The organism is Fischerella sp. PCC 9605 (genome assembly GCF_000517105.1).
Lineage (GTDB): Bacteria > Cyanobacteriota > Cyanobacteriia > Cyanobacteriales > Nostocaceae > PCC9605.
Map to the genome: position 1 here is coordinate 983958 of NZ_KI912149.1, position 25028 is coordinate 1008985.

Annotated in this window: 20 protein-coding genes and 2 pseudogenes; 13 read left to right on the forward strand and 9 right to left on the reverse strand. The window is 42.6% G+C overall.

All coding sequences use genetic code 11. The features are described 5' to 3' along the window. Positions 1–39 precede the first annotated feature (39 nt). Positions 40–468, reverse strand: a complete 429-nt coding sequence (locus FIS9605_RS0119195; protein WP_026734053.1) for a hypothetical protein — start codon at positions 466–468, stop codon at positions 40–42. Between the two features lie 353 nt (positions 469–821). Between FIS9605_RS0119195 and psbQ the strand changes: the two genes are divergently transcribed. The 5 genes and pseudogenes from psbQ (at position 822) to FIS9605_RS37470 (ending at position 4379) form a co-directional block, all read left to right on the forward strand. Further along, positions 822–1289: a photosystem II protein PsbQ gene (psbQ, locus tag FIS9605_RS0119200; protein WP_026734054.1), complete on the forward strand. Its 468-nt coding sequence runs from the start codon at positions 822–824 to the stop codon at positions 1287–1289. Positions 1290–1412: 123 nt separating this feature from the next. Continuing rightward, positions 1413–2591: an NAD(P)/FAD-dependent oxidoreductase gene (locus tag FIS9605_RS0119205; protein ID WP_026734055.1), complete on the forward strand. Its 1179-nt coding sequence runs from the start codon at positions 1413–1415 to the stop codon at positions 2589–2591. Between the two features lie 220 nt (positions 2592–2811). Then, positions 2812–3666: an alpha/beta fold hydrolase gene (locus FIS9605_RS0119210; RefSeq protein WP_026734056.1), complete on the forward strand. Its 855-nt coding sequence runs from the start codon at positions 2812–2814 to the stop codon at positions 3664–3666. A 140-nt stretch (positions 3667–3806) separates the two neighbouring features. Continuing rightward, the gene (gene mazE / locus FIS9605_RS0119215; RefSeq protein WP_026734057.1) at positions 3807–4037 is read left to right on the forward strand and encodes a type II toxin-antitoxin system MazE family antitoxin; all 231 of its coding nucleotides are present in this window, start codon (positions 3807–3809) and stop codon (positions 4035–4037) included. Then, positions 4024–4379 (forward strand): annotated as a pseudogene (locus tag FIS9605_RS37470) (type II toxin-antitoxin system PemK/MazF family toxin). Before mazE ends, FIS9605_RS37470 begins: the two are co-directional and overlap by 14 nt. A 148-nt stretch (positions 4380–4527) precedes the next feature. Here FIS9605_RS37470 and FIS9605_RS41880 read toward each other — a convergent pair. After that, positions 4528–5507 (reverse strand): annotated as a pseudogene (locus FIS9605_RS41880) (IS1634 family transposase); the annotation flags it as partial. Between the two features lie 433 nt (positions 5508–5940). On the opposite strand from FIS9605_RS41880, the gene rpiA reads away from it, so the two are divergent. Continuing rightward, the gene (rpiA, locus tag FIS9605_RS0119235) at positions 5941–6651 is read left to right on the forward strand and encodes a ribose-5-phosphate isomerase RpiA (RefSeq protein WP_026734058.1); all 711 of its coding nucleotides are present in this window, start codon (positions 5941–5943) and stop codon (positions 6649–6651) included. Between the two features lie 152 nt (positions 6652–6803). Here the strand turns inward: rpiA and FIS9605_RS0119240 are convergent, their stop codons facing one another. After that, positions 6804–7973 (reverse strand): helix-turn-helix domain-containing protein, encoded by a 1170-nt coding sequence (locus tag FIS9605_RS0119240; RefSeq protein WP_026734059.1) that lies wholly within the window; start codon positions 7971–7973, stop codon positions 6804–6806. A 626-nt stretch (positions 7974–8599) separates the two neighbouring features. Between FIS9605_RS0119240 and FIS9605_RS0119245 the strand changes: the two genes are divergently transcribed. Continuing rightward, a complete protein-coding gene (locus tag FIS9605_RS0119245; protein WP_026734060.1) occupies positions 8600–9172 on the forward strand; it encodes a general stress protein in 573 nt (190 codons plus the stop codon). Between the two features lie 116 nt (positions 9173–9288). Here FIS9605_RS0119245 and FIS9605_RS0119250 read toward each other — a convergent pair whose 3' ends face one another. Beyond that, positions 9289–9969, reverse strand: a complete 681-nt coding sequence (locus FIS9605_RS0119250; protein WP_026734061.1) for a DUF4142 domain-containing protein — start codon at positions 9967–9969, stop codon at positions 9289–9291. Between the two features lie 409 nt (positions 9970–10378). Here FIS9605_RS0119250 and FIS9605_RS37480 point away from each other — a divergent pair, with 409 nt between their 5' ends. Then, positions 10379–10615, forward strand: coding sequence for a hypothetical protein (locus FIS9605_RS37480; RefSeq protein ID WP_035139955.1), 237 nt, complete (start codon positions 10379–10381; stop codon positions 10613–10615). A gap of 329 nt (positions 10616–10944) precedes the next feature. Here FIS9605_RS37480 and FIS9605_RS0119260 read toward each other — a convergent pair whose 3' ends face one another. The 5 genes from FIS9605_RS0119260 to FIS9605_RS40335 all read right to left on the reverse strand — a co-directional run bounded on the left by FIS9605_RS0119260 (position 10945) and on the right by FIS9605_RS40335 (position 19541). Next, positions 10945–12381, reverse strand: a complete 1437-nt coding sequence (locus FIS9605_RS0119260; protein WP_026734062.1) for a hypothetical protein — start codon at positions 12379–12381, stop codon at positions 10945–10947. Beyond that, positions 12362–13177 (reverse strand): alpha/beta fold hydrolase, encoded by an 816-nt coding sequence (locus tag FIS9605_RS0119265; protein WP_026734063.1) that lies wholly within the window; start codon positions 13175–13177, stop codon positions 12362–12364. The genes FIS9605_RS0119260 and FIS9605_RS0119265 overlap by 20 nt, the downstream gene beginning before the upstream one ends. A gap of 19 nt (positions 13178–13196) precedes the next feature. Then, positions 13197–14165, reverse strand: a complete 969-nt coding sequence (locus tag FIS9605_RS0119270) for an SDR family oxidoreductase (protein ID WP_026734064.1) — start codon at positions 14163–14165, stop codon at positions 13197–13199. A gap of 821 nt (positions 14166–14986) precedes the next feature. After that, entirely contained in the window at positions 14987–15205 is a 219-nt protein-coding gene (locus FIS9605_RS0119275; protein ID WP_026734065.1) for a hypothetical protein, read from the reverse strand. 79 nt (positions 15206–15284) lie between these two features. Further along, positions 15285–19541, reverse strand: coding sequence for a two-partner secretion domain-containing protein (locus FIS9605_RS40335; protein ID WP_026734066.1), 4257 nt, complete (start codon positions 19539–19541; stop codon positions 15285–15287). 674 nt (positions 19542–20215) lie between these two features. Between FIS9605_RS40335 and FIS9605_RS0119285 the strand changes: the two genes are divergently transcribed. From FIS9605_RS0119285 to FIS9605_RS44145, 5 genes are all read left to right on the forward strand, one after another. Then, on the forward strand, positions 20216–21397 hold the full coding sequence (locus tag FIS9605_RS0119285; protein WP_026734067.1) for an aldo/keto reductase: 1182 nt from the start codon (positions 20216–20218) through the stop codon (positions 21395–21397). A 395-nt stretch (positions 21398–21792) separates the two neighbouring features. Next, on the forward strand, positions 21793–22368 hold the full coding sequence (locus FIS9605_RS0119290; protein WP_026734068.1) for a COP23 domain-containing protein: 576 nt from the start codon (positions 21793–21795) through the stop codon (positions 22366–22368). Continuing rightward, positions 22365–23237 carry a S1 family peptidase gene (locus FIS9605_RS37485; RefSeq protein ID WP_082209805.1) on the forward strand — a complete coding sequence of 291 codons (873 nt, stop codon included), beginning with the start codon at positions 22365–22367 and terminating at the stop codon, positions 23235–23237. The genes FIS9605_RS0119290 and FIS9605_RS37485 overlap by 4 nt, the downstream gene beginning before the upstream one ends. A gap of 155 nt (positions 23238–23392) precedes the next feature. Then, positions 23393–24595, forward strand: coding sequence for a tetratricopeptide repeat-containing S1 family peptidase (locus FIS9605_RS41885; protein WP_197036080.1), 1203 nt, complete (start codon positions 23393–23395; stop codon positions 24593–24595). 32 nt (positions 24596–24627) lie between these two features. Then, positions 24628–24747, forward strand: coding sequence for a hypothetical protein (locus tag FIS9605_RS44145; protein WP_155960463.1), 120 nt, complete (start codon positions 24628–24630; stop codon positions 24745–24747). Positions 24748–25028: the final 281 nt, after the last annotated feature.

Sequence of the window (25028 nt, forward strand, 5' to 3'; positions counted from 1 at the left end):
CGCAGGTGTTAATTATCTAGCATCATCGCCACAGAAAAATCAATCACTAGGTTTATTGAACAACTCCAAAATTTGCCTGCAAAACTCCTTTAGCTTTTTCCCCACTTCTTCTGAAGGCTGAGTAGTACCAACAAAATTCCAATTTTCGACTGTAGAAAGCCGCCACTGTTCGCCGAGGTGGCTGAATCCTGCTATTTCCACGCCAATTGCACGACGTAGGCCATTGACAGGATCTTGATAAAAACGAATTTGAATTAGGATACTGCGGCTGCGCCAAGATTTGCTTACCCCAGGGAAATGAAAGCCAATATCTATAGAATCAGGATCGACTAACTCTCTGGTTTCTGGGTCATTTTTCCACGGTTTGAGATCCGATCTGGCATCAGGAAACTCAAATTTAAACAGGTTAACAACTGTAGCAATCTTTTTGGCGAATTCTAGGTTTGTTGCCATCTCTGCTGCGTTCACGAAAACACTCCCCCAAGCTGCGTTTGCTAAGTGGACGATGCGACAATGTAAAAACTGCCAGAAGGCTCTTGGTATTGGTGTTTTAGCCTATCAATATCTTTTTTAATTCGCAACTTTAAATTTAGACTTTTCTGACAACCATTGTAAGAGTGGATTTTGTGTAAAAGCGTAAATGTATTATATTAAGTAATTATACTTAAAAATTCCCAAAAATATAGTTAGCCTGCGCTTTTTTTGTGAAATACCAGGAAGATTAACCAGGAATTTCAGCAAAATCCCTTGCCAATTAGAACAAGAAGTTACGCACTCCGATCTAAAATTACACTGTTAATCGGCAATACTAAGCTTGGTTTATGGCGCGTCAACGCTCTATCTTGTCATTAATTCTTGTTCTTTTGGCAACATTCCTTATTAGTTGTGGTGGCCCTACTGTCGCCACAGCACCTCCAACTTACACCCCAACACAGCTTGAGAAAATTCAGGGATATTTGCCTGAAATCCAGGCTGTGCGCGATCGCTCACAAGAACTCACAGAGTTGATCCAAAAAAATGATTGGGTAAATGTTGGTAATTTTATCCACGGTCCAATGGCGGAAGCAAGGTTGCACATGAATTATGTCATTCCCAACCTCCTGCCTCAAGACCAACAAAAAGCACGTCAAGTGGCACGAGAAATGTTTAACCACCTGGTTCAAATTGATCAAGCCATTGACTCTGTCAATTCTCTCAAAGCCCTGAATAACGCTAAAGCTGCATTTGCAGATATTGACACTTTCCTGGGGTTGCTTCCAGAAAGTCGCACTTCAGCAGAAGCTAGTTAGTGCTTAAGATGGGAGATGGAGGATCGGGGATCGGGGATCGGGGATCGGGTATTGGAGAAAAATCTATTTTTATCCCTAGTCCCTAGTCCCCAGTCCCTAATCCCCAATCCCTTCTTAGAAGTTATGAATGTAGTCATCATCGGTTGTGGTGTGGTTGGGGCTGCGATCGCTTATGAACTCAGCCTAGCCAAAGGGCTAAAAATTACAGTCCTAGACAAACAACCACCTGCCCAAGCTTCCACAGGAGCCGCGTTGGGCGTTTTAATGAGCATCATCAGCCATAAAATCAAGGGCAAAGCTTGGCAGATGCGTCAAACTAGCATCCAACGCTATGAATCCTTAATTCCAGAACTAGAAGAACTCACGAATCGCAAAATTCCTTTCAACCGCCAAGGAATTCTCATGCTGTTGACGGGGAATGCAGATCCCCCCTCGCCCCTCTTGGAAAGAGGGGAAACGAAAATAAAGCCCCCCTTGGAAAGGGGGGTTGGGGGGATCTCAGAATGGGAAAAGCTTTCAGAAATTCGCCACTCTCAAGGCTACCAGTTAGAAATTTGGGACGCTGTCAAACTAAAAAAAATCTGTGCCCAGGTAGATGAAACACAAATCATTGGCGCTATCTACTCTCCACAAGACCGCCAACTCGATCCCACAGCACTAACATTAGCTTTAGTTGAGGCTGCCCAACATAATGGCGTTACTTTTAAATTTGGTGTCAATGTTTTAGGGATGACCCCACCCCCTCTCACCGCAAGCAGGGAGGGGGGTGAAAAGTTTTGTCAGCAAATGGAGACAACGGAGGGGAAAATAGCTGCTGATTGGTTTGTAGTCGCCGCTGGACTTGGTTCGTCGCCACTATCAGCACAATTACATCAGATGATTGATATTCGCCCTGTACTGGGGCAAGCTTTGCATCTGAGATTAGGACATTCTTTGGGTAATCCTGATTTTCAGCCAGTAATTACTGGTAATGATGTCCATATTGTTCCTGTGGGTGGCGCTGATTACTGGGTAGGTGCAACGGTTGAGTTTTCCACAAATGGCAGTCATGAGATATTGCCCAACAAAGAACAGTTAGAGTCTGTCAAACAACAAGCGATCGCCTTTTGCCCAGATTTAGCAAACGCAACTACTATCCGCACTTGGTCTGGATTACGTCCCCGCCCCGAAGGACGTCCCGCCCCAATCATTGAGAAATTATCAGGTTTTAGTAATGTCCTGCTGGCTACAGGACACTATCGCAATGGCGTCTTACTTGCACCCGCCACAGCTTACGCGATTCGTGAGATGATTATTTCTTAACGATAGACAATTAATGCCTGATGTGAATTGAAGCGACGACAAAAATTATGTTTGCAACATCTACTACAGATGTAGTGGTAATTGGTAATTAGTGGTTTTCTTCCCATTACCGATTGCCCATTACCTATTACCGGCTGAGAGTCAATTCACGATTGTATAACGATTCTCAATAAAAAAGAAATTTTTTAAATTAGCACCTTTGGGTCAACTTTAAATTCAAATGTCGATAATAGAACAAAAGATTTCAATAGATTCGCTGGAATGGTTTTACCGAGTAGCTGAACCAATTGGCAAAACTGATTTACTGCCTGTTGTGCTGCTGCATGGTTTAGTTTCACAAAGTTATAGCTGGCGTAATATTCTGCCTGCTTTATCCCAGCAAGGAACAAAAGCGATCGCCCCAGATTGGATTGGTTTTGGCTTTTCTTCTAAACCAGAAAAAAGAGATTTTGCCTACACCCCTGATGCTTTTATTACAGCTTTAGGAGGATTTATCAAATCCTTAGAAATAGAACGTTTTTCTTTAGTTGTACAAGGCTTCCTGGGTTCTGTAGGACTGCAATATGCCTTGCGTCATCCAGAACAAATTGCCAACATAGCTATTCTCAATACACCAATTTCTAGCACTGCTAAATTACCTTGGAAAATTCAACAAATGGGTCTACCTTTAGCAGGTGAAATGATGACTCAAGATCCTCTGTTAGTAGACCGGACTTTAGAAGGTGGTAGCCGTTACGTCATCACTGATACGGATTTAGATGTTTATCGTAAACCTTTTTTGAAAACTTCAGCTGCAGGTCGCGCTCTTTTAGCAACAATCCGTAATTTACAACTAGCAAAAGCAATGCCAGAAATTGAATCTGGATTCAAAGAGTGGCAGCAACCAATATTAATTCAATGGGGAATGATAGACCCTTGGCTAGGTGTGGAGATGGCAGAAAATTTTGCCAAGTCTGTACCAAATGGAGAATTAGTCAAACTCAATAACGTTGGGCATTATCCGCAAGAACATTATCACGAAACTATTTTGCAAGATTTGTTGCCTTTTGTCCGTCGTGCTGAAGAAAAGCAATAGATAAAAAACTAGGAAGAAGGCGATCGCATTTTTACAAGTGGAGTAAAGGGCGATCGCACCCAAGGGAAGCATTAGCCTCACTAACTGATTGTTGTACAATATTTAGTATGATAATTTAGTCATACTCAAAGGTAATACTAATGATCAAAGTCACTGTTACCTTGGAAGAAGACATCCTCCAGTTTGTAGATGAACAGGCAAAAGGCAACCGCAGTGGCTATATTAATGCACTGCTGGCAGAACACCGCCGCCGGATTTTGGAAGAACAAATGATAGCAACTCTCAAAGAAGACGCTCACGATCCTGAATATCAAGCGGAAATTGATGCTTGGGATAGTGTTGTTGGGGATGGCATTAATGCCGAACGGTGATTTAATTTATCAGCGAGGAGAAATCCGTTGGGTAAATCTAGATCCAACAGTAGAGGCCGAGACACAAAAAACTCGCCCTTGCTTAATTGTGCAAAATGACATTATGAATCAGTATGGATTGCTAACAATTGTGATGCCCTTTCGACCTGGAAGTAAAGAAGCACTATATGTTGTGAATGTCAAAGCAACACCTGCCAATGGATTAGAGACCGTTTTATTGATGTTGGGCAAATTCGTGCTGTTGACAATAGCCGCATCTTAGGATTAGTAGGTGTGTTAGAAGAAGAATATTGGCAGCAAATTCGTACTGCTGTAAATGTAGTTTTAGGTTTTGCGATTTAAAGGTTTTGAGTAAGAGAAAATAATAAAAGGCGATCGCACTTTTGTAGATTGGGGAAAGAGCGATCGCCCATATCTGCTGCTGCGTGTGCAGCTACCCAAAAGCAGCAATGCTGGCTTCACTGCTACAATACGACCATTCCCCTTTCTCACATGCAAATTGTTGTTGACATAACAGCTTAAGTTCCGATTGGGCTTTAGTCAATTGTTTGTCTAAACGCTTTTCTAACTGTTTGAGGTCAGCTTCTTTACGTGCTTGGCTTTCAACTACTATCCAACGTTGCTGTATGCCACCATAATTGCTACAACATAAGGCGATACGGTATCCTGACAACGAACTAGCGATAAATGCATCCTCATGAATGTTGTCTAGTAGTTGTTTAGAAGCACTCAGGGTTGCGGGTACTCTTGATACCCAACGTAGTTGTTGCATTTGTTGTAGGTTATCTTCTGTGTAGAGCGCGGCATCGCCTACAAATAAAGCATCAATTTGCCACTGCTGTTTAAAGTTTGCAAGCAGCGTTGCGAACATGGTTGAGTCTGCCTCGTTTCCATCTCCTACCCTCAAGTACAGTGGAATATCCCCATCCCCACTGCACATCAGGTCTAAAATAAATTGCTTCAGGTCAAGTCGATGATCTCTTGAATAGCCGTATGTTATCTCTATTGCTCCAGGTTCTTCTTTTTCATCTTTGCTGTTACTTATATACTTACCATCAACATGAAACGAACTTGAATCTAGATGTAGACTGTCCATTTTGACACCAAATTTCCGAGCCGCAGATAGTGCCACCGTTACAAATACTTCTGTTAGCCCTTTGGAGTAAAGTTTGTCCAACACTCTACCCAGGCGATCATCGTTCAAGTGTTCTGTATGTATCCCCTTTCCGAGTAGGTGTTCTGTAGCTTTGCCTACAAAAATTTTTCAAACAGATATAGTGGGGCACTGACAAACCCTAATCCGTTGAGAATCATTGCTTTTACTACTTGACCTGCACTGATTATTTCTTGCGGATGGCTTCCTAGTAGTCGGTTGATTTGCTCTACTAGTTCCATCTCGTCACATATACCTGCGACTATGCCGCAGTGGTCAATATCTTGTACTGTTATATCTAATGGTGATGCTGTCATGCTTCCAAAATGCAGCATTTAAGTCATTTTATAAAAATACAGTATTTACGAGCGCACCTGCGGAATGTGGGCTGTTGCTGTATCTCGTCTTCTCAGCTCTAACGGAAATGGGTACAAAGCTACCTTGGAAAAAGTAGCGTCTCAATTGTTCAAATAATAGTTTTTATTAACATTGTGTTGATTGTTAGTTTATTGAAGCAACGGAATCGCTATTTTAAAAGGTAACGTGATTCTCACCGCCGAAGCTACCAAAGCCATACCCCACACACCAGTACTCTTATCCACTGGTTGTTCTGTTTCGTAGACACATGAATATATAGATATTCCCCCTCTCCCCATCTCCCCATCTCCCCCTCTCTCCCTCTCTCCCTCTCCCCCGATCTCCCACTCTCCCCTACTATGGACTATAGTCAGTTTTTCAGGAGCTTTGGGAATGACCGCAGTAACAGACCCCGTGAAATTGATGAAGCAAGAAGTCGGCAAAGCCGCCGCCGCTCTTGTAAAATCGGGTTCCATTGTCGGGTTAGGTACAGGATCAACAACAGCGTATGCGATTCAATATATAGGAGAACGCCTCAAGTCTGGCGAACTTAAAGATATCGTTGGTGTTACTACCTCTTTTCAAGCAGATGTTTTAGCAAAGCAGTATGGCATACCACTAACCACCTTAGATGCTATTGACCACATCGATATTGCCATTGATGGAGCAGATGAAGTCGATCCGCAGAAGAATTTGATTAAAGGTGGGGGTGCAGCACATACTCGTGAAAAAGTAGTAGATTACCTGGCAGATCGGTTTATCGTTGTTGTGGATGGTGGCAAATTAGTTGACCGACTCGGCTCGGTTTTCCCTGTGCCAGTGGAAGTGATACCAATGGCTGTTACCCCTGTGATGCGGGCAGTTGAGAAACTTGGTGGTAAGCCAGAGCTACGGATGGGAGTTAAAAAAGCAGGGCCTGTAATCACCGACCAAGGCAATATGGTAATAGATGTTAAATTTGACTCTATTGATGACCCAGTTAACCTCGAAAAAACGCTGAATAACATACCCGGCGTCCTCGAAAATGGCATTTTTGTCAATTGTGCCGATGTAGTGTTAATTGGTGAAGTTAAAAATGGTCAGCCTGTAGTGCGAGAAATATAAACTAGGGGCGAAGCATTAAGGTGAAAATTATTGGGTTTGACAGAAATAAATCTTTCCAAATGCTTCGCCCCTACTATAAATTGGGATAGAAACTATTGAATTGACAGCCAAAATTTTTTATTGCATCCAGCAAAAATTGAAGGGATAATTAGTTAATCTAAATTTTTTAAGATGATATGTTTTTTTGAATCAAAACCAATTTTTCCTTGCTGTTGTAATTTGCTCATCAGTCGTGTAATCGTGACTCTAGTAGTACAGCAGGCGCTAGCGAAATCTTCATGAGTAAGGCGAACATTTAACAAAACTCCCTCTACCACCGGTTTACCAACTTCCTGTTCCAGAAGTTGTAATAATTGGTGTAAACGATCTGCAACTCGCCGCCTTCCAGAAATAGCTAAAAAAGATTCTGTTTGTTGTAGCCTTCGATTGATTTTTGGTAAAAGGGCATGACTCAACTTTGGGGAAGTTGCTATTTCTGCAATGTAAATTGCCGCTAAAGAGACATTAGACAAAGCGACTGCTTGGTAAGTTGGTAGAGAGGTTATGCTAGAGCCAAAAACCATTCCTTCACCTGCCAAGCCTAGCAGTACTTCTTCACCCGTTTCACAAAGAGTACTTAGCTTCACCCAACCTTGATGAACATACCAAATCACTTGTGGATTGAGGGGGATGGTTTCTCCTTTAGAATGTTTGTGTAAAGAGCGATCGCGGCAGAAATCGCTGTCCACTTGAATAGATTCTGATTCTCCTTGGCGACGTTCGCTAATGTTACGCAGCAGCCAACGTATGCTAAGAGGTTTGCCCTGTTGATCGCGAGCAACTGTTGCTGTAATAGCTGCTTCAAATGACTTGCCATCGCTCTGCTGCAAGGGTACTACTAACTCTTTAATTGTGTCGGATTTACATAGCTGAATTAATTTACTGCGAAAGTATAGACGAAATTCACTAGCAACAAAGTTAACCAATACTTTGCCTACCAAATACTGTTGTGAGACGTTCAGCAACACAGATGCAGTATGGTTGGCTTTTCGGATCGCTCCTGCTGGATCGGTAATCAAATAGCCATCTGGTGCAAGCTCGAATAATTCTTGGTACTGCTGACATTCTGTTTCCAGCAAATCTCGTGTCTCTATTAATTCTTCATTCATTTGGTATAGTCCCTCTATCGCTGACTCTACCATTTCTGAAGCATTGGCAAGTTCGATGAAAGCTTCCGGTAGCAAATTATCAGCCATAACAAGCGAAGCGTTGGCCCTTTGGTACAAATTTGCTAAACGCTTATACATTGCTTCTGCGCGGAGCGTAATTTTCTTGATAACCACTTCGTTTTTATCCACTTGAATTCCTGCTACTTGCACTTAATTCGTAAAAATGGAGAAAGAAAAGCTACTGCACCGCTTCTGAGAGCTTCTGATATGATTTTCCTTGTTTTTCAGGTAGACAATTATATTCAGATAATAAAATTAACTTTATATTTTGATACTTGAAAAAAGCTTGTTTGAAGTTTCACTAATTAAATAAACTGCCAAAAGATGTATATTCATAATTTTTGTGAATATCCCTAATTATAAAATATGAGCACTAGCTACAAGCTTAATCCTAAATAATACAGATTGTATTGAGTATATTAATACTACTTTAGATAGATGTTTAATTGCTTCATACAAGTATTTTTACTTATTTATAAATAAAAATTATTATGTATATAGAAACACTTTATGATTTTACAATCTTTATTTCTTTAGTGAGATTGGAGGGGATTCATCATATTAATATATTTAACTTAACTTTAGGTTCGGTAAGATTATTATCAATGTGCGAATAGGTGTCCAAGATGGTATACGAGGAGTTTAGCCCAAGCAAGCTATATCTCCTCTCTTTTTTAATGAACAAGCAAATTAATGTTAATTACTAACTAAATTTGTATATATTTCTGTCAGGGTAAATTATGACTGAAAAAAATAGTAAAAGTGCTGTTGGTGTATTTACTAGTAGTAAAAAAGCTGAGCAAGCACTCAATGAATTGAAAGCTTCTGGCTTTCCAATGGAAAAAGTATCTATCCTTGCTAAAGATATAGACCAAAGTGAACAGCTTGGTAGCGTTCAAACGAGCGATCGCATTGGTAATCAAAATGTAGATACAACGGGAGCAGTTGGAGACGCTCTTACTAGCGCCACTTGGGGCGGCGTATTAGTTGGTCTTAGTAGTTTGGCACTTCCTGGTATCGGTGCAGTCCTAGCAGCAGGTTCCGCTGGTGTAGCATTACTCTCTAGCATTGCAGGTGTTGCTGTGAGTGCAGCAGCAACTAATAATTTGGTTCAGGCGCTAGCTGCTTTAGGAATTCCCGAGGAACGAGCCAGAGTTTATAGCGATCGCCTACAGCAAGGTGATTACTTGGTCATACTAGATGGTATAGATGATGAAATTCATCGTGCAGAAGGAGTCTTGAGCCAGCAGGGTATTCAGTATTGGGGCGTTTATGATTCTGCCCAAGTTAAAGGAAGTGGTGAAGCAAGATGAGCTAAGATTTTCACATACAGTTGAGAACACCGTAATTTGGCGTTCTCAACTGTTGTGCCATTGTAACTGCCATTGCCTGAAGCGCGTGTAATAAGTTTCAGGCGATCGCCTATATTTTAGGGCGTGCTAGGAGTAGTGGGGGATGGCGTGCTAGTAGGCTTGGTGTCACCTGTAGTATTATCCGCAAGCGATCGAGCTTGCTCTAGGTGTTCTTGAAGATTTGGCAATGTTTTAGCCGCAAAAGCTTTCAGATCTGGATCTTGTCCTTCCTCGGCTTGACGCTGGAACAAAGACACAGCCTTTTCGTGTTCCTGCACCATCTGGTTTATGTATGCGCGATCAAAATTTGTACCAGATAGCTTAGAAAGGTTCGCCACTAACTCTTTATTCTGCTCACCAATGTCTTGCGGTAGCGTGAGATTTTTTTGCTCAGCCAACTGCTGGAGTTGACTGTTCGCTTGCGTATGTTCTTGCACCATACGTTGTCCATACTGTTGGACTGCACTGGTTGCTCCTTTCTTTTGTGCTAGTTGCCCAAGCTGAATTTCTGTCAAGTTAGATTGGGCTGCTTGGGTAACAAACTCCCGATCGGAAGTGCTGACAGCATTTTGACCTGTTGGAGTTGTTGTCGGAGTCGTTGCTTGGGCAGTTGGCGTTGTAGTTGGATAAGTCTGGGTTGTATCGACTTGAGTAGCTGTTTGATTGGATTGATTAGCAGTTTGGTCTGACTGATTTGTACAGCCAGCTGCAGCGGATAAAGCAACAACTATAGCCGTAATGATTGTTGATTTAAGCATGATTTCCGATCCTCCTAAACTATTGTTAATTTCAGACCAATCTTTGATTACACCAAAGACAATCTGACTGTTAGTGCTTGATGGTTGTATTGATGAAAAGTTGAATGTTTGTTGTTTGAAACAAATACTTACTAGTTAAGTAATAGTTAAGGCAGCCAATAATCAATGTCTGCCGGCAGAGAAGTGATGTTAAAGTTGGGTGTGTATTAACCTCAAACTTTTTACCCCTTCCCTCTAACTAATGAAGGTGAAAATTGATTGTTTCCTCTTCCTTAAGGAGGAAAAGAGAAAACTTTAAGGAAGAGGCTTTAATTTTAGATTTGATTGATAATTTAAAATGCTTTAGATAGAATAAATTGAAAAAACAGATCGGCTTTTCATAATATTTTTCCAGATAAAAATTAATGTTATGTTTATTCAAGATTTATTAATTTGTTTGCAAGTCACAGCAGACCTCTTTGCACAAAAAAAGCCTTCTGATTGTTTCTTAAATCCCCCTTGTAAATGTCCCGATCCAGGAAAACAGTTACAGTGTGAAGATTGCGAACATTTAGAGGCTTGTCTGTCTCATTTTCCGCCTATTCATTCTCAGATCGCAAAATCAAATTTGACTGCATCAACTCTTGTACCAACTCCTAGCGATTAGGTAGTAAGTAGGTCAACTTAATTAAACATAAAACCTGTAGCCAGTAGGGTGCGTTAGCGTTAGCGTAACGCACCCTACATTTTACGTTTTTTAAGGTTGAGGTAGTACAAGAAAGCAGAAGTATGTAGATGTCAACAGAGCAGCCTTCCGGAGGGTAGGGTTCAGAAATTTGGAGGATTTCCCCCGTTGTAGCAACTGCCGTTGCAGAAAGAAATCCTCATCAATAAATTGAGGGGATTCGATCAGGTGCGATCGCAGGAATTGCAACTCACGCTTAGCTTGCGACGTGGTGGCGCGAACAAAGAAAAATTTCCCTGTCTCCCTATCCTTTATTCCCAACGCAGCGGAAAACGATTGCCTGTTTGCTCAATAAATTTATTCAGCTGCTCTAGCGTCAGCGAACCGGGAACTGGATAACGCGCTGGAATCACCCGTTGTAGGTCGGTGTAGTAGCGAATTAACGTTGCAAAATTCCTAGGGAAATCATCCTCTACCATACCGATGAACTCACCACGCTTGCGCGCTCTCCTTAAGACTTCGCGCCAGCGTTCGATGGAAGGTAAACCAACCGCATCCACCCCATGCGAGAAAAGTATCATGTAAATTTCGTCGTATGGCTCAGTATTTTCCAGGTAATGCTCAATCCAATCTAGCGATGGTTCCATATTAAACTTCATCCAGAATGGCACTGAGCCAGTACGCAAAGCCCACATTGGTTCGAGCATGAGAAACGATTCCACTAGCAAGCGGTTGGCAATTATCCCGCGCTGTTTGTACCACCAGCGATAAAGTTCAGCGACAAAGGGGCTGAGATGTTCCGGTTCTTGAAAGATGATGCGCCGGATGTGATAGCCGCGCTCCCAGGCAAAGCGTTCAATGTCGTCCTGTAGGGTAGATTCAAACCCCCATTCCGCCTCAGGTCGTTCGCCATCTGGTGTCGGTGGTTCCCACTGTCGCTTGGGTACGTTGTAACGCTCTAAGTACTCTGCCACACGCTCGCTACCTTGGAGGAATTCCTGTGGTGTTGCACCACCCAGCGCCCCAAACTGGAAAATGTGGCGATCGCTAACTTGAGTTGTAGGCCAGGTGCGCTGACACTCGACAAGAAAAATTGTACCGCCTCTTGGTAAGCAGCTTTCCAAGAAATGCTTGTAGGTTTCACCAAGACGCAGGCGCTTAACACGAAAATAGTTCATACCCCGCAAAGTCAAGCGGTCTTGGTTGGGGTCGTACATGTGATGCAGTTGCAGCTCGGGGTTAGCATCTAGCAGAGGCTTTGCTTTTTCCCTACCCCATTCCATTGCTTTCTTGGGTTCGTCTGGATTAATCTCTGGATACAGTACAGGGATCATAAATGTTTGTGGCAGCCAAGGCATATCCAGGGCGGCACACAGGTGAACGAGCGCACCACTAGCGGAACCAATTGCAACTGCTGGATATTGGCGCTGAGGATACTCGCTTACTATCCATTGGGAGGCTACCTCAGCACTCACATTTCCCAATTGCTCAGCGGGAATTGCCTCGCCTGCGCTACCAAGCGTGTAGACCAATTCTTTGACTTGTCGGGGCAGCTTGTTAATTAAGTCTGCAATCGGTTCTAGGGCGGGTGGCTGCATCCCCATCCCTGGAAAATCTTGCCCTCGCAGGTAAGCAGCAGTAGCGCGTAGCATTGCTGAGCCAGAGTCGAAGCCAGCTATATAAGGTGGAGATAATCTGAATTTTGCGGTCAAAGAAGCCAGAATTCCGTTATAAAAAGGTGTTTTCATTTAAACTTTCCTTTTCCTGCAAATGTGATTGTGTGGCGTCGATGAACGCTCTAGTCACGCGAGACAGTTCCAAGGGGGCGCTGTAGTTCAGAGTGTGCGCTCCACCTGGAATCACGGCGAGTCGAGCATCTGGCAAAAGATTTACAACCTCTTCTGCCCATTGCTGCGACACAACAGGGTCTTCTTTACCGCGCACTACTAGCGTGGGTACGCGCAGGTAAGGAAGTTTTGCTTCGATGCAGTCTGATAGAGACATCTGGATAGTGCGGACGATACGTGGTAAACCAGCCAACCAGTAATCGTATGCCTGAAGTGGAGCCTGCGAGGCATCTTCAAGGGGAGCATCGAGCAAGAAACGCCACAATTGCTGGGGTAAGTTGCGTGCGTGTCGGTCAATCGTCGGGCCTTGCAGCACTGCTCGTTCAATGCGATCGCCATAGCGCATAGCAAACTCCGCTATAATCTGACAGCCAAAAGAATTGCCGAGCATAGTTGCCCGCTCAATTCCGACTGTATCCATCCATCGACACAAGGTAGCTGCCAACTCTGGTAACTCTAGTACCTGTTTTGGCTTCTCACTTTCACCGTAACCAGGAAAGTCTGGTGCATATACTCGGTAATATGGTGCAAGCAACTCAGCAGTCGGAATCATGTAACGACTGGAAACCACTACTCCATGCACTAGAATCACCACGGGAGCATCTTTTGGCACCGACTCGACCGATACCCGTGCGTGCATCCTCAAGCCATCAACAATTGTGTACTGGCTCTGCAATCTTCCCTTGCGTAGGCTCATTTTGTTTTTCTCTTCTGTACTAGGAAATTGGTATGCCGAGTACCTTTGCAGCCCGTCTTGCCATGTCCCAAATATCTTGGGTGGTGATTCCGCCTGTACCCAACCAATTGCCACTGATGCCCGTGTAATCCTGCATTGGCTCAAATAGATTGCCATCGGTTGGCGCTGCGGGTTTGTGGTCTTGGAAGTGATCTTGATCGACCTGGTTAGCCATCATCCGCTCTTCCAGGTCAGGTGCCAAAGTTTTTTCCAAAGCCAGAAGATAACCAGCTTGACCAACAATGACTTCACGCTGTGGTTTTTCTACTAGCCCAACAATTGCCTCAGCAACTTCCTTAGCAGGGTATACGGGACTGAGTGCCTTGGTTTTGCGGCCAGTGTAGTTAGCGGCGTGTTGAAAGATTGGTGTATCAATAGAGGCCGGCAACACCGTGCAGACATGAATATCAGGCGCATTGTCTAGGTACAACTCCATACGGATGGAGTCGGAGAGTCCGCGAATAGCATACTTGCTGATAGTATAGGGGCTGGTGTATGGCTGACCAGTTATTGCTACAACCGAGGAAACATTGATGAGGATACCGCTACCTTGCTCGCGGAAATAGGGTAGAGCAGCACGTGCACCATGAACGTAACCAAATAAATTTGTCTCAATTACCCGTCGGAAAGCTTCAGGGGGTGCTTCCTCAAAGCGGGCAAATAAGGAAACAGCGGCATTGTTTACCCACACATCCAGCCGACCAAATGTTTCAATTGCACGGCGTGCCAAAGCTTGCACTGCTGACTCGTTGGTGACATCAGTGGGTACTGCCAGAGCCGTTCCACCCAGGCTATTACAATCTCGGGCAACTTCCTGCAATGCGGCTTCACGCCGCGCAGCCAGCAGTAATGTTGCACCGCGTTTGGCAAACTCCAGCGCAGTAGCACGCCCAATTCCGCTTGACGCACCTGTAATCACAATTACAGAATCTTTTATCGGTCGTGGCATATTACTTCCTCCTTTATTAGGCGATCGCGATCGTTGAGAGTGAATATCCACTTTCCTTGATGAAAATGCTTATGCCACTAGTTATCTTCTTCCCTACGAATGAAAAATATTTATCTTAGCTATAATAATCTCTTTGATAATTTTAATTTATTTTGATTTTTCCGGTGATTTATCAAGGATTTTATACTAAAAAGTTAAAATGTATATTTTTGAGTTCTTTATATAGAAGAAAATTAAATAATTTTCAGCATGTCTATTGAGTCTAAAACAAGTAGGAAATTTGATTAAAAGGCTTAATTTTTAATATTTTCTGGGATATAGATATGAAGCAAGATGATTGCAATTGCAATATCGCCTCACTAGTACATATAAACTAAGCACGGCTTTGCAAAAAAATTAGCGGTTTTAAACGCAGAGATACACAGAGCTAGGCGCAGAGTTTTGCAGAGTCTTTATGTAATAATTTTGCGTGCAAAATTATTGCGATGTTTTCAGATGATCCCGCAAGAAAATTCAAAGGATTCCCTAACCAAGAAGTATACGGAGACAAGGGATGAGCCTTAAATCCAGGGAATCCTCCGAGTAAACTTAACACCCACTAAGAAGTTAACGGCTTCTGTTCTTCCTTCTCCTCTATCAAAAGAAGGAAGTAAAAGTTAAGTTTTTTGTATATGAGAATATATTTTGCTTTTCTTTCTAAAGTTAGTAGTGATTTCAGCTTGCTCTAGCTTGATAGATTAAGCTTTATTGTATTTGCGATCGCTATCTCAGTAAATATATAAATATTATTAAAGTTATAGTATTTATTAGTTTTATGCATTTTATTGTATGGTTTTTAACCAAATCTTCTCTAAGGTAGCAATTTGTCGCTGGAAAATGACGGTGCGATATTTTTTATAAGCTGTTACCCCTAGCAGCAGCAGAATAGGAAAGGAGATGATGAACAAACTTATAGGACTGTAAGTATAAGCCTTCGCTTGACTATTTGAGGTGGGATTCACAAAACGAGTTGCTGATTGAATGATGAAAGAGTGTTGCATATAGAAGACCTCCAGAAGTTTTCGGTTTCATATAAAGACTCCATCAGTAACATTTCTTTTTTCGGATACAAAAGTTATATTAAAATGCACTGCAAGCAGCTGGATTTTTCCGGGAGCGCTGGAAAGCAGTACTGGTGGGATCGTAGGCGGTGAGAACTACTTCTCCTTTCTCGTTGAATACCCATCCTCTAGCGGGGACAATCTGTTTTGTATCAGGAGACGTTTCTGCATGGGTGATAGTTGCTATTGGGGAATTGCTGTTACTGGTAGCAGCTTCTACCAAATCAACGCGAACATTGTCACTTTTAAAGCTTTGATTGGGACTGCTTGGCAAACCACCACGTCCGGTGACAATAAATGCGCTGCCAGAGCCTTTCTGACAAGGATTTTGAGCGATTTGGCTACTCGGATCTGCAACATTCTCTGGTAACTCAGTTAGTCCCTGACTGGGGTCAACATCTGGTGTGTTGATTTGCACTGTACCGCTGAACTGAGAACCTAGTTTAGAAGTGGCAGTGATATCACTTTTTGGCGTCAGTCGTTCTCGGAACTTAGTACCAAAGATAGCTTCAGCCGTAATGAACACTCTCCCCCCAAAGCTTTCTTCAGCATTGGCACTAATATCACTGTTTTCTAAGGCTACGAAGTTGCCAGTATTAATGGTGATATTGCCACCCGTTGCTGTACCTGTGGCGTTAGTTGTGATGTTGCTATTGCGACGTAAGATTAAGTCACGAGAGTTAAGGATAATATTACCTTGACCACCTGTAGTATTGGCAGTAATCGACGCCCGATTGTCCAATCGAATGTCTTTTGCAGTTGTGACTTCTATGTTACCTGCTGCACCAGTACCTAGACTATCTGTAGTTAGGGTAGCGCCATTAGAAAGAGAAAGCGATCGCCCATTGATTTTAATACCACCAGCATCTCCCTGTGCATTTTCGTTTACTTGGCTAAAAAGTCCACTGCCGAATCCTTGCTTATCCTCACCGTCAGCAGAGATATTGCCAGTTGCATTAATGATAACTCTGCCAGCATTTCCTTTTCCAAAAGTGCTGGCACTAATTATTCCACCATCGGTCAGAGAAAGATTATTTGTTTTGATTTTAATACCACCAGCATCTCCCTGTGCATTTTCGTTTACTTGGCTAAAAATTCCACTGCCGAATCCTTGCTTATCCTCACCTTCTACGGAGATATTGCCAGTCGCATTAACGATCACACTACCTGCATTTCCTTTTCCAAAAGTGCTGGCACTAATTATTCCACCATCAGTCAGAGAAAGGTCTTTGGTATTTATTTGGATACCATCAGAACTCCCTTCTGCATTTTGGGCTATTCCGCTATAAATTCCACTGCTGGATCCTTTCTTATTCTCACCGTCAGCGGAGATATTACCAGTCGCATTAACGATCACACTACCTGCATTTCCTTTTCCATCAGTACTGGCACTAATTATTCCACCATCAGTCAGAGAAAGGTCTTTGGTATTTATTTGGATACCATCAGAACTCCCTTCTGCATTTTGGGCTACTGCGCTAAAAATTCCACTGACAAATCCTTGCTTATCCTCACCGTCAGCAGAGATATTGCCAGTTGCATTAATGATAACTCTGCCAGCATTTCCTTTTCCTAAAGTGCTGGCACTAATTATTCCACCATCGGTCAGAGAAAGATTATTTGTTTTGATTTCAATACCACCAGCATCTCCCTGTGCATTTTGGTCTATTGTGCTAAAAATTCCACTGCGGAATCTGCGGAATCTTCCCTCACCTTCACCGTCAGCCGAAATATTACCAGTTGCATTAATAATCACACTGCCAGCATTTCCCTTTCCAGAAGTACTGACATTAATTTGTCCACCATTAGTTAGAGAAAGGTTTTTGGTATTTATTTGGATACCACCAGCATTACCCACAGCATCCAAGAATTGTCGAACAGTGCTGGAAATTTCACTACCGAAACCATCTACAGAGATATTACCAGTCGCATTAATTTTGACAGTCCCAGCATTTCCTTCACCACCGGTGTTGACATTAATTTCTGCACCATCAGTTAGAGAAAGATTGTTAGTGTTGATTTCGACATTACCAGCATTGCCTACACCGAAGGTATTGCTAGCAATTTCACTCGGACCATCTACAGAGATATTACCAGTCGCATTAATTTTGACAGTCCCAGCATTTCCTTCACCACGGGTGCTGGCACTAATTTCTGCACCATCAGTCAGAGAGAGATTGTTAGTGTTGATTTCGACATTACCAGCATTGCCTATACTAAAGGTCTCGCTATTAATTTGACTAACGGTACTATCTAGGGAGATATTACCAGTCGCATTAATTTTGACAATCCCAGCGTTTCCTTTTCCAAAAGTGCTGGCACTAATTTCTGCACCATCAGTCAGAGAAAGATTGTTAGTGTTGATTTCGATACCACCACTGTTGCCTTGAGATCGTCGATTTACCTCGCTAGAAATCAGGCTACCGAAACCATCTACAGAGATATTACCAGTTGCATTAATTTTGACAATCCCAGCGTTTCCTTTTCCAAAAGTGCTGGCACTAATTCCTCCGTCATCAGTTAGAGAAAGATTGTTGGTTTTGATTTCAAGACCACCAGCATTACCAATACCTGATGAACCAACACTACTCAAAATTCCACTGATAAATCCTTGTTTATCCTTACCGTCAACGGAGATATTACCAGTCGCATTAATGATGACACTGCCAGCATTCCCTTTTCCAAAAGTCCTGGCATTAATTTGTGCGCCATTAGTCAGAGAAAGGTCTTTAGTATTTATTGCGATACCACCAGCATCTCCCTGTGCATTTTCGTCTACTTGGCTAAAAATTCCACTGTTGTTTCCATCGTTATTCTCACCGTCAGCGGAAATATTGCCAGTCGCATTAATGATGATTCTGCCAGCATTTCCATTGCCAAGAGTGCTGGCATTAATTAATCCACCATTGACCAACGAAATATTATTGGTTTTGATTTCGATACCACCAGCATTTCCCACAGCATTCTCGTCTACGCCACTGTAAACTCCACTTCTGTTTCCATCGTTATTCTCACCAGAAACGGAGATATTGCCAATTGCATTAATAATGATTTTTCCAGCATTTCCGGTTTTATAGGTGGTAGCGTTAATTAGCCCACCATTGGTTAGAGAGAGGTCTTTGGTATTTATTTGAATCCCACCAGCATCACCTTTGCCCTGAGTGCTGGTATCAATTCGTGCTTTATCAGCCAGAGAAATGTCTTTGCTAGTGATTTGAATATCACCAGAATTTCCCTGTGCATTTGCGTTTACTACGCTAAATATTCCACCGTATCTTCTATAATCTGTATTTGTATTCTCGCCAGAAACAAAAATATTACCAGTGGCATTAACGGTGACTTTGCCTGCATTACCCTGTCCAGAAGTACTGGCACTAATTTGTCCACCATTGATCAAAGACAGGTTGTTAGTTGTGACATTGATATCGCCAGCAGTACCAGTCGTCCCAGAGAACAGATTATTTTGCACACGTGCATTTGATAAGGTGATATCTGAGAGCAAACTATTAGAGGGAAAGTTCAGCTTAAAGCGATTGCCAGTTATATCTAATCCAACTGTCCCTGGTGTTGCTAATCCCCCTAATTCAATGCTGCCTCCTGTTGCAGTCAATCTACCACCATCTGATAAATTAATATTGCCGCCTACCAGCGCTAAAGAATTTCCTGGTTGCACCTGAAGTCCAACTAAATTGTTGTTAGCATCCCGGGCTATCGATTGACTGGCTATGGTTCCAGGATTATTACGAAACCGCAAACCAATGGGAATATTTATAGTTAAAAGTGGTGGTGCTTGTGGGTTAGTAGCGCTAAACTCAAAATTATTGTTAAATATAAAACTGTCGGCTGTGGTTCCAAAAAATGAACCACCTAAATCCAAACTGGCATTTGCCCAAAAAAAAATCCCTTTCGGGTTGAGTAAAAACAGATTCGCGTTACCACCTAAAACACCCAGTTTACCAAGAATGTTAGAAGGATTGCCGCCTGTGACTCTGGTGAGAATATTGGTTATGTTAGCCGGATTAGAAAAATAGGCTCCTCTACCTTCACCAACATTAAATTCCTGAAAACTATGGAAAAGATTTGAGCCGCGAATTGCACCACCGTCAATGCGATCGCTTGGTATACCTTTAATTACATCTGGATTAACAATAGAACTTTCTGCACCCAAACTATTGTCAGGGCTGATTTGCGCTTTAGCAATGGTGATAAATGCAAGAGTTTCTAATATCGCTACGGGCAAGGTGAAGAGAAGGAATCTATGCCTAAGTTGTTTCATCCTCTACATCCTGTTTTAATTATGGAAAAGAACCCTGACAGTGAAAATAGAGAAATTTGCGCTTTATTGAGTATTAGAAACCAAATTGGCACGTTCTAGCGCATGTTCGTAAATTTTCTTAAAACTAGAATGAGAAATTATACTTCCCGTTATAAGCTAAAACACATTTAATCTGCATATTCTAAATTAATCTAACTCTTGTGGGGTGGGCGTCCCCGCCCGCCAAGATAATACAAATTAGATGTGGAACAGCTTATTTTTAGACATTTTCATTAGGAAAAGAGGAGGCAAGATTCAAAACCCTTCTCTCAAGCATGAAAGAGGGATTTAGGCTGCAATACGGTTCAGTGAGTCGATTCAGGTAGGTGTAAGGGTGTATGTTCATTAAAAACCCTCACCCCCTGCCCCTCTCCCAACTTGGGAGAGGGTAGATACGATTACTAATCAAACGGATTTGATATAAGAGGAACGATCGAGTGCGATCGCACCTCAAATAATTTCCTCTACACCTTACACCCCGTCAGCCCGAAACCCCATACTTAGGCTGAAGGCTATTCGATTCCATAGCTAACTACTTAATTAAAATTGAATTTGTGGTTAGTTATTGGTTGGTAGTTGTCCTAAACAACAAACAACCAAATCAATAAATACGTTTATTCACACCTATACCTTTGATGCTATACAGAAGATTTGGCCGTACAGAATTACAGATGCCTGTGTTTTCCTGTGGGGGTATGAGATACCAATATAAATGGAAGGATGTGCCGCAGTGGCAAATTCCCCGTGACAACCAGGAAAATTTAGAAGCGACAATTCGACGGGCAATAGAAGTAGGCATTAATCATATTGAAACTGCCCGTGGTTATGGTTCTTCTGAGATGCAGTTGGGGCGGATTTTGCCAAAGTTGCCGCGCGAACAGTTAATTGTTCAGACCAAAGTCAGTCCTAGGGCAGATGCAAAAGAATTTCAGCGCAATTTTGAAAAATCACTACGAAACTTGCGATTAGACTATGTTGATTTGTTGGGAATTCATGGTATTAACAATGCTGAATTATTAGATTACAGTATCCGTCCCGGTGGTTGTCTGGAAGTAGCAAGAAAACTACAAGCACAGGGGAAAGTTAGATTTATTGGCTTTTCTACACACGGATCGACAGACATTATTATCCAAGCAATTCATACCAACCAATTCGACTACGTTAATCTGCATTGGTATTATATTAATCAGTGGAATTGGCCTGCAATTGAAGCTGCTACCCGTCACGATATGGGTGTGTTTATCATTAGCCCATCTGATAAAGGAGGTAAGTTATACGATCCTCCGCAAAAGTTAGTCAAACTTTGTGCTCCTTTAAGTCCAATGGTGTTTAATGATTTATTTTGTCTCAGCCATTCCCAAGTGCATACTCTCAGTCTAGGTGCAGCAAGACCACAAGATTTTGATGAACACCTAAAAACTTTAGAATTGTTGGATAACGCCTCGGAAATTCTGCTACCAATTTTGTCACGTTTAGAGCAAGAGGCCATAGCAATTTTGGGAGAAGACTGGGTAAAAACTTGGCATGTCAACTTACCTACCTACGACCAAACTCCTAGCCAGGTTAATATTCCAGTGATTTTGTGGCTAAGGAATTTAGCGATCGCCTATGATATGCTTGACTACGCCAAAACGCGCTACAACCTGCTTGGAAATGGTAGTCATTGGTTCCCTGGTAATAAAGCAGACCAAATGGATAAACTAGACTTGCAACAATGTCTAAACCGTAGTCCCCACGCTGACAAAATTCCCCACTTTCTTGCACAAGCACATCAAATGTTGAGTGGTGAAGCAGTCCAGCGTTTGTCACAAAGTTAATTGTTTGTCATTTGTCATTGGTCATTGGTCATTGTTCATGTATATTAGATTTCCTCCTAGTTCCCCTTTTTAAGGGTCTACGACTCTTTATTGGCTGTCTCTAGCCAGTGGCCAAGATATGTATACACCTTAGCCTTAGCAAGGAGATGAGATGGGGGTGAGGTGTACTCTATCCAAATCTGCGTATGTTGGAGTGTTAACTTTCTTGGGGAACATAGCAGAATTTAGTATCTATAGAACTTGAAGTTTCAGTAAGCTATTTAATCTCTTTTCAGATAAATGTGGTAATTTTACTGCATATATCTAAACCATAATCCGAAATCCAGGAATTTGACTTTGTAGTTTAGTCTATTCTCACAAAAGCGCGATTTACCCTTTTTTATTAAGTTGCATTTATGAATCTAGAGATATCTAGTCAAGTCTTGAGATGGGGTGTGAGAGTTTTTGGCGTGGGTATACTGAGTGCATTTGTTACAATAACGAACCTCACTCAACCAAGCTATGCTGGAGATGCTACCTTCCGCTGCGATACGAGCAAATACAAAGGCAAAACTATACCCACAACCTTTGTTTTCACCCAAGACGGGAAGAAACTGCCGCTCATTCATTGGGTTTCTGACTATTTTCCGGGGTTGACACCTCAGCAGCGCTGTCAGCAGGTAACTTACAGATTTCAAAGAAGCTATGACCAAGGTACGCTGAGATATATCAGGACAGGTATTCTCAACGGACAACCAGTCTTATGTGCCACCGATCAAAAAAACGCTGCTTGCACAGATAAAAATTTGTTATTCACTCTCAAGCGTGGTAGCGATCCCGATGCTACTGCACGCCAATTATTCGATCACCGTGCTTTAGCAGCTGGAAACGCCACAAATCAAAGTGGTGGCGACACGAGCAACAATCCTGTAAATATCGATATCGAAGCTTACCTATACTTTGGATCGTCTCAGCCAAGAATCCTGAAATGAATTGGCGTAAATTAATACTGGTTGCCTGTGTTGGCGGGTTATGCTTCACGCTGTCAACATGGGCAAATGTCAGTAGTAGCAAGCTTACTAAACCCCAACAACCCACAACTCAACTATCTGTAAAACAACTGCAACAGCAAGCGCAAGCTATCACTGTGAAGGTGATGTCGTCGCAAGATGTCTTAGGCTCAGGAATTCTGTTACGAAGGCAAGGCAAAGTTTATACGGTTATAACCAATGCTCATGTGTTACGAGCAGGTGACTCCCCCTATCGCATTCAAACCCCTGATGGTCAGATTTGGGCAGCTAATGTGCCCAAGACTAATAAGTTTGGAACAAATGATTTGGCTTTATTGCAGTTTCGCAGCACTGGCACAGTTTATACAGTCGCATCCTTTGGTTCTTCTCCAGCAGTGGGGGATGAGGTGTTTGCTGCTGGGTTTCCCATTGCAGAAGAAGGAACCGGGGAAAAAGGCTTTGTGTTGACTACTGGTAAGGTGTCGTTGGTGTTGCCCAAAGCTTTGGAGGGAGGATATCAGATTGGCTACACCAATGATATCGAAAAGGGCATGAGTGGGGGAGCATTGCTAAATAGTCAGGGTGAAGTTGTAGGTGTAAATGGGATGCACGCCTTTCCATTGTGGGATGCTCCTTCTGTGTTTGCGGATGGTTCGGAAGCTGATTCAGATTTGCACCAAAAAATTATTCGCCTTAGTTGGGCTGTACCGATAGAAACAGTAGGGAACCCCACCCCCAACCCCTCCCCGCAAGCAGGGAGGGGAGTTAGACTCTCTCCTCTCCTTAGTAAGCACAAGGAGTTAGACTCCCCCCTCTCCTTAATAAGGAGAGGGGGGTTGGGGGGGGGGTGAGGTTTTCTCTCGTTCCCGCGCTCCGCGTGGGAATGCGTAGTTGGAGGCTCTGCCTCCCGAAGTTTACCAGAAGCTCTACCTCTGTGTCTGCATTCCTTGATTGAGCCAGGTAAAAAGCAACTGATGATCGCAATAAACCGAGTGGAAATTAAATAATGAAATTTTATTATCAACTCGCACCAGCACTAATTGGAGTCACAATCGCCCTTGTGCAAACGCAAGTGGCTGTAGCACTATCGCCAACTGAGGTGAATAATATTGCTAAACAAGTCACAGTGCTGATTCAAAGTAAAAAGCCAAAGTACGGTTCCGGGGTAATTATCAAGAAACAGGGTAATACTTACACCGTCCTTACGGCTGCTCACGTGGTAGAAGTCAAAGATAATTATGAGATTATTACCCCTAATGGTAAACGTTATGCAGTTAGCTACAGCAGTGTGAAACAATTGCCAGGAGTAGACTTAGCGGTAGTGCAGTTTACCAGCAGTCAAAATTACACTGTGGCGAAGATCGGCAACTCTGACGCTAGCACAGAAGGGACAACTGCTTATGTGGCTGGTTTTCCTGCACCGACGTTTGCAATTAATCAGTCAATTTACATTTTCAGCGATGGGAAGATTACTGCTAATGCCTCAAAACCATTGCGCGATGGTTATAGGTTAGTTTACAGCAATAATACGTTAGAGGGGATGAGTGGTGGTGCAGTCTTGAATGAAAAGGGTGAACTAATAGGAATTCACGGTAGAGCAGACTTAGATACGAAAGAAAATAAAACAGGATTTAATTTAGGCATTCCCATCAATACCTTTTTAGGACTGTCAGCAAAAGCTGCGGTAGATGCGGGAGTCTCTGCTCCTAACACTCAAGTAGCGACAGCACCCAAAGCAGATGACTTTTACATTCAGGCTGGGGATAAGTATAAAAAGGGAGACTATGAAGGAGCAATTGAAGATTACAACCAAGCGCTACAAGTTAATCCCAAATATGCTACTGCTTACTTTCAACGGGGTCTTGCCTTACTACGTATTCAAGATGAGACCAATGCAGTCAAAAATTTCCAGAAAGCCGCAGACCTTTATTTTGAAGAAGGCAAGAAAGCTGATGGTTACATAAGTCAGGGACTTGTTCGTGCAACCTTAAAAGATTATCAGGGAGCGATCGCTGCTTATAATCAAAGCATTAAACTCAATCCCACAGCCGAAGCCTACTACCACCGGGCTGAAATCCGCATGATATTGGGAGACGGTGATGGATCTCTTGCGGATCAAGTTGAAGCAATTGCCAGCCTTGGCAAATATAGCCAAGGCTGGACTGGAATGATCAGGAAGGCTGCTGAGGGGTTCTCTAAACTCCAGTAACCTACAACAACCGGGGTAATGCCCGCTACTATTTGGGAGACAAGCAAGGGGCAATTGCTGATTTGCAGAAAGCTGCTGAATTGTTTCGACAACAAGGAAACACACAGTTGTACCAAGAAGCGCTGGAGTTAATTAGAAAATATCAGCAGTAGACAGGTAGGGAGATAGGGAGGTGGTGCGATTATCTCTTGCAAAAGATATAGGTTCAAGCTTGAAACGAGAAATGCCGACTTCAGAACCTCAAACTCCAAGCTTAAAACGAGAAATTCCGAGTTTGGAACCTGAAACTTCAGATTTGAAATGAGAAATTCCAGCTTCAGAACCTCAAACTCCGAGGTTGAAACAAGAAATTTCAGCTTCAGAACCTCAAACTCCGAGGTTGAAACAAGAAATTTCAGCTTCAGAACCTCAAACTTCAGATTTGAAATGAGAA

Excerpts from the sequence above, each read along its gene's own strand:
- FIS9605_RS37480 (WP_035139955.1), top strand. The coding sequence starts at position 10,379 with ATGTTTATTCAAGATTTATTAATTTGTTTGCAAGTCACAGCAGACCTC.
- FIS9605_RS37485 (WP_082209805.1), top strand. The coding sequence starts at position 22,365 with ATGAATTGGCGTAAATTAATACTGGTTGCCTGTGTTGGCGGGTTATGC.
- rpiA (WP_026734058.1), top strand. The coding sequence starts at position 5,941 with ATGACCGCAGTAACAGACCCCGTGAAATTGATGAAGCAAGAAGTCGGC.
- FIS9605_RS0119205 (WP_026734055.1), top strand. The coding sequence starts at position 1,413 with ATGAATGTAGTCATCATCGGTTGTGGTGTGGTTGGGGCTGCGATCGCT.
- FIS9605_RS0119290 (WP_026734068.1), top strand. The coding sequence starts at position 21,793 with ATGAATCTAGAGATATCTAGTCAAGTCTTGAGATGGGGTGTGAGAGTT.
- FIS9605_RS41885 (WP_197036080.1), top strand. The coding sequence starts at position 23,393 with ATGAAATTTTATTATCAACTCGCACCAGCACTAATTGGAGTCACAATC.
- FIS9605_RS0119260 (WP_026734062.1), bottom strand. The coding sequence starts at position 12,381 with ATGAAAACACCTTTTTATAACGGAATTCTGGCTTCTTTGACCGCAAAA.
- FIS9605_RS0119285 (WP_026734067.1), top strand. The coding sequence starts at position 20,216 with ATGCTATACAGAAGATTTGGCCGTACAGAATTACAGATGCCTGTGTTT.
- mazE (WP_026734057.1), top strand. The coding sequence starts at position 3,807 with ATGATCAAAGTCACTGTTACCTTGGAAGAAGACATCCTCCAGTTTGTA.
- FIS9605_RS0119265 (WP_026734063.1), bottom strand. The coding sequence starts at position 13,177 with ATGAGCCTACGCAAGGGAAGATTGCAGAGCCAGTACACAATTGTTGAT.
- FIS9605_RS0119270 (WP_026734064.1), bottom strand. The coding sequence starts at position 14,165 with ATGCCACGACCGATAAAAGATTCTGTAATTGTGATTACAGGTGCGTCA.
- FIS9605_RS0119210 (WP_026734056.1), top strand. The coding sequence starts at position 2,812 with ATGTCGATAATAGAACAAAAGATTTCAATAGATTCGCTGGAATGGTTT.
- FIS9605_RS40335 (WP_026734066.1), bottom strand. The coding sequence starts at position 19,541 with ATGAAACAACTTAGGCATAGATTCCTTCTCTTCACCTTGCCCGTAGCG.
- FIS9605_RS0119250 (WP_026734061.1), bottom strand. The coding sequence starts at position 9,969 with ATGCTTAAATCAACAATCATTACGGCTATAGTTGTTGCTTTATCCGCT.
- psbQ (WP_026734054.1), top strand. The coding sequence starts at position 822 with ATGGCGCGTCAACGCTCTATCTTGTCATTAATTCTTGTTCTTTTGGCA.
- FIS9605_RS0119245 (WP_026734060.1), top strand. The coding sequence starts at position 8,600 with ATGACTGAAAAAAATAGTAAAAGTGCTGTTGGTGTATTTACTAGTAGT.
- FIS9605_RS0119275 (WP_026734065.1), bottom strand. The coding sequence starts at position 15,205 with ATGCAACACTCTTTCATCATTCAATCAGCAACTCGTTTTGTGAATCCC.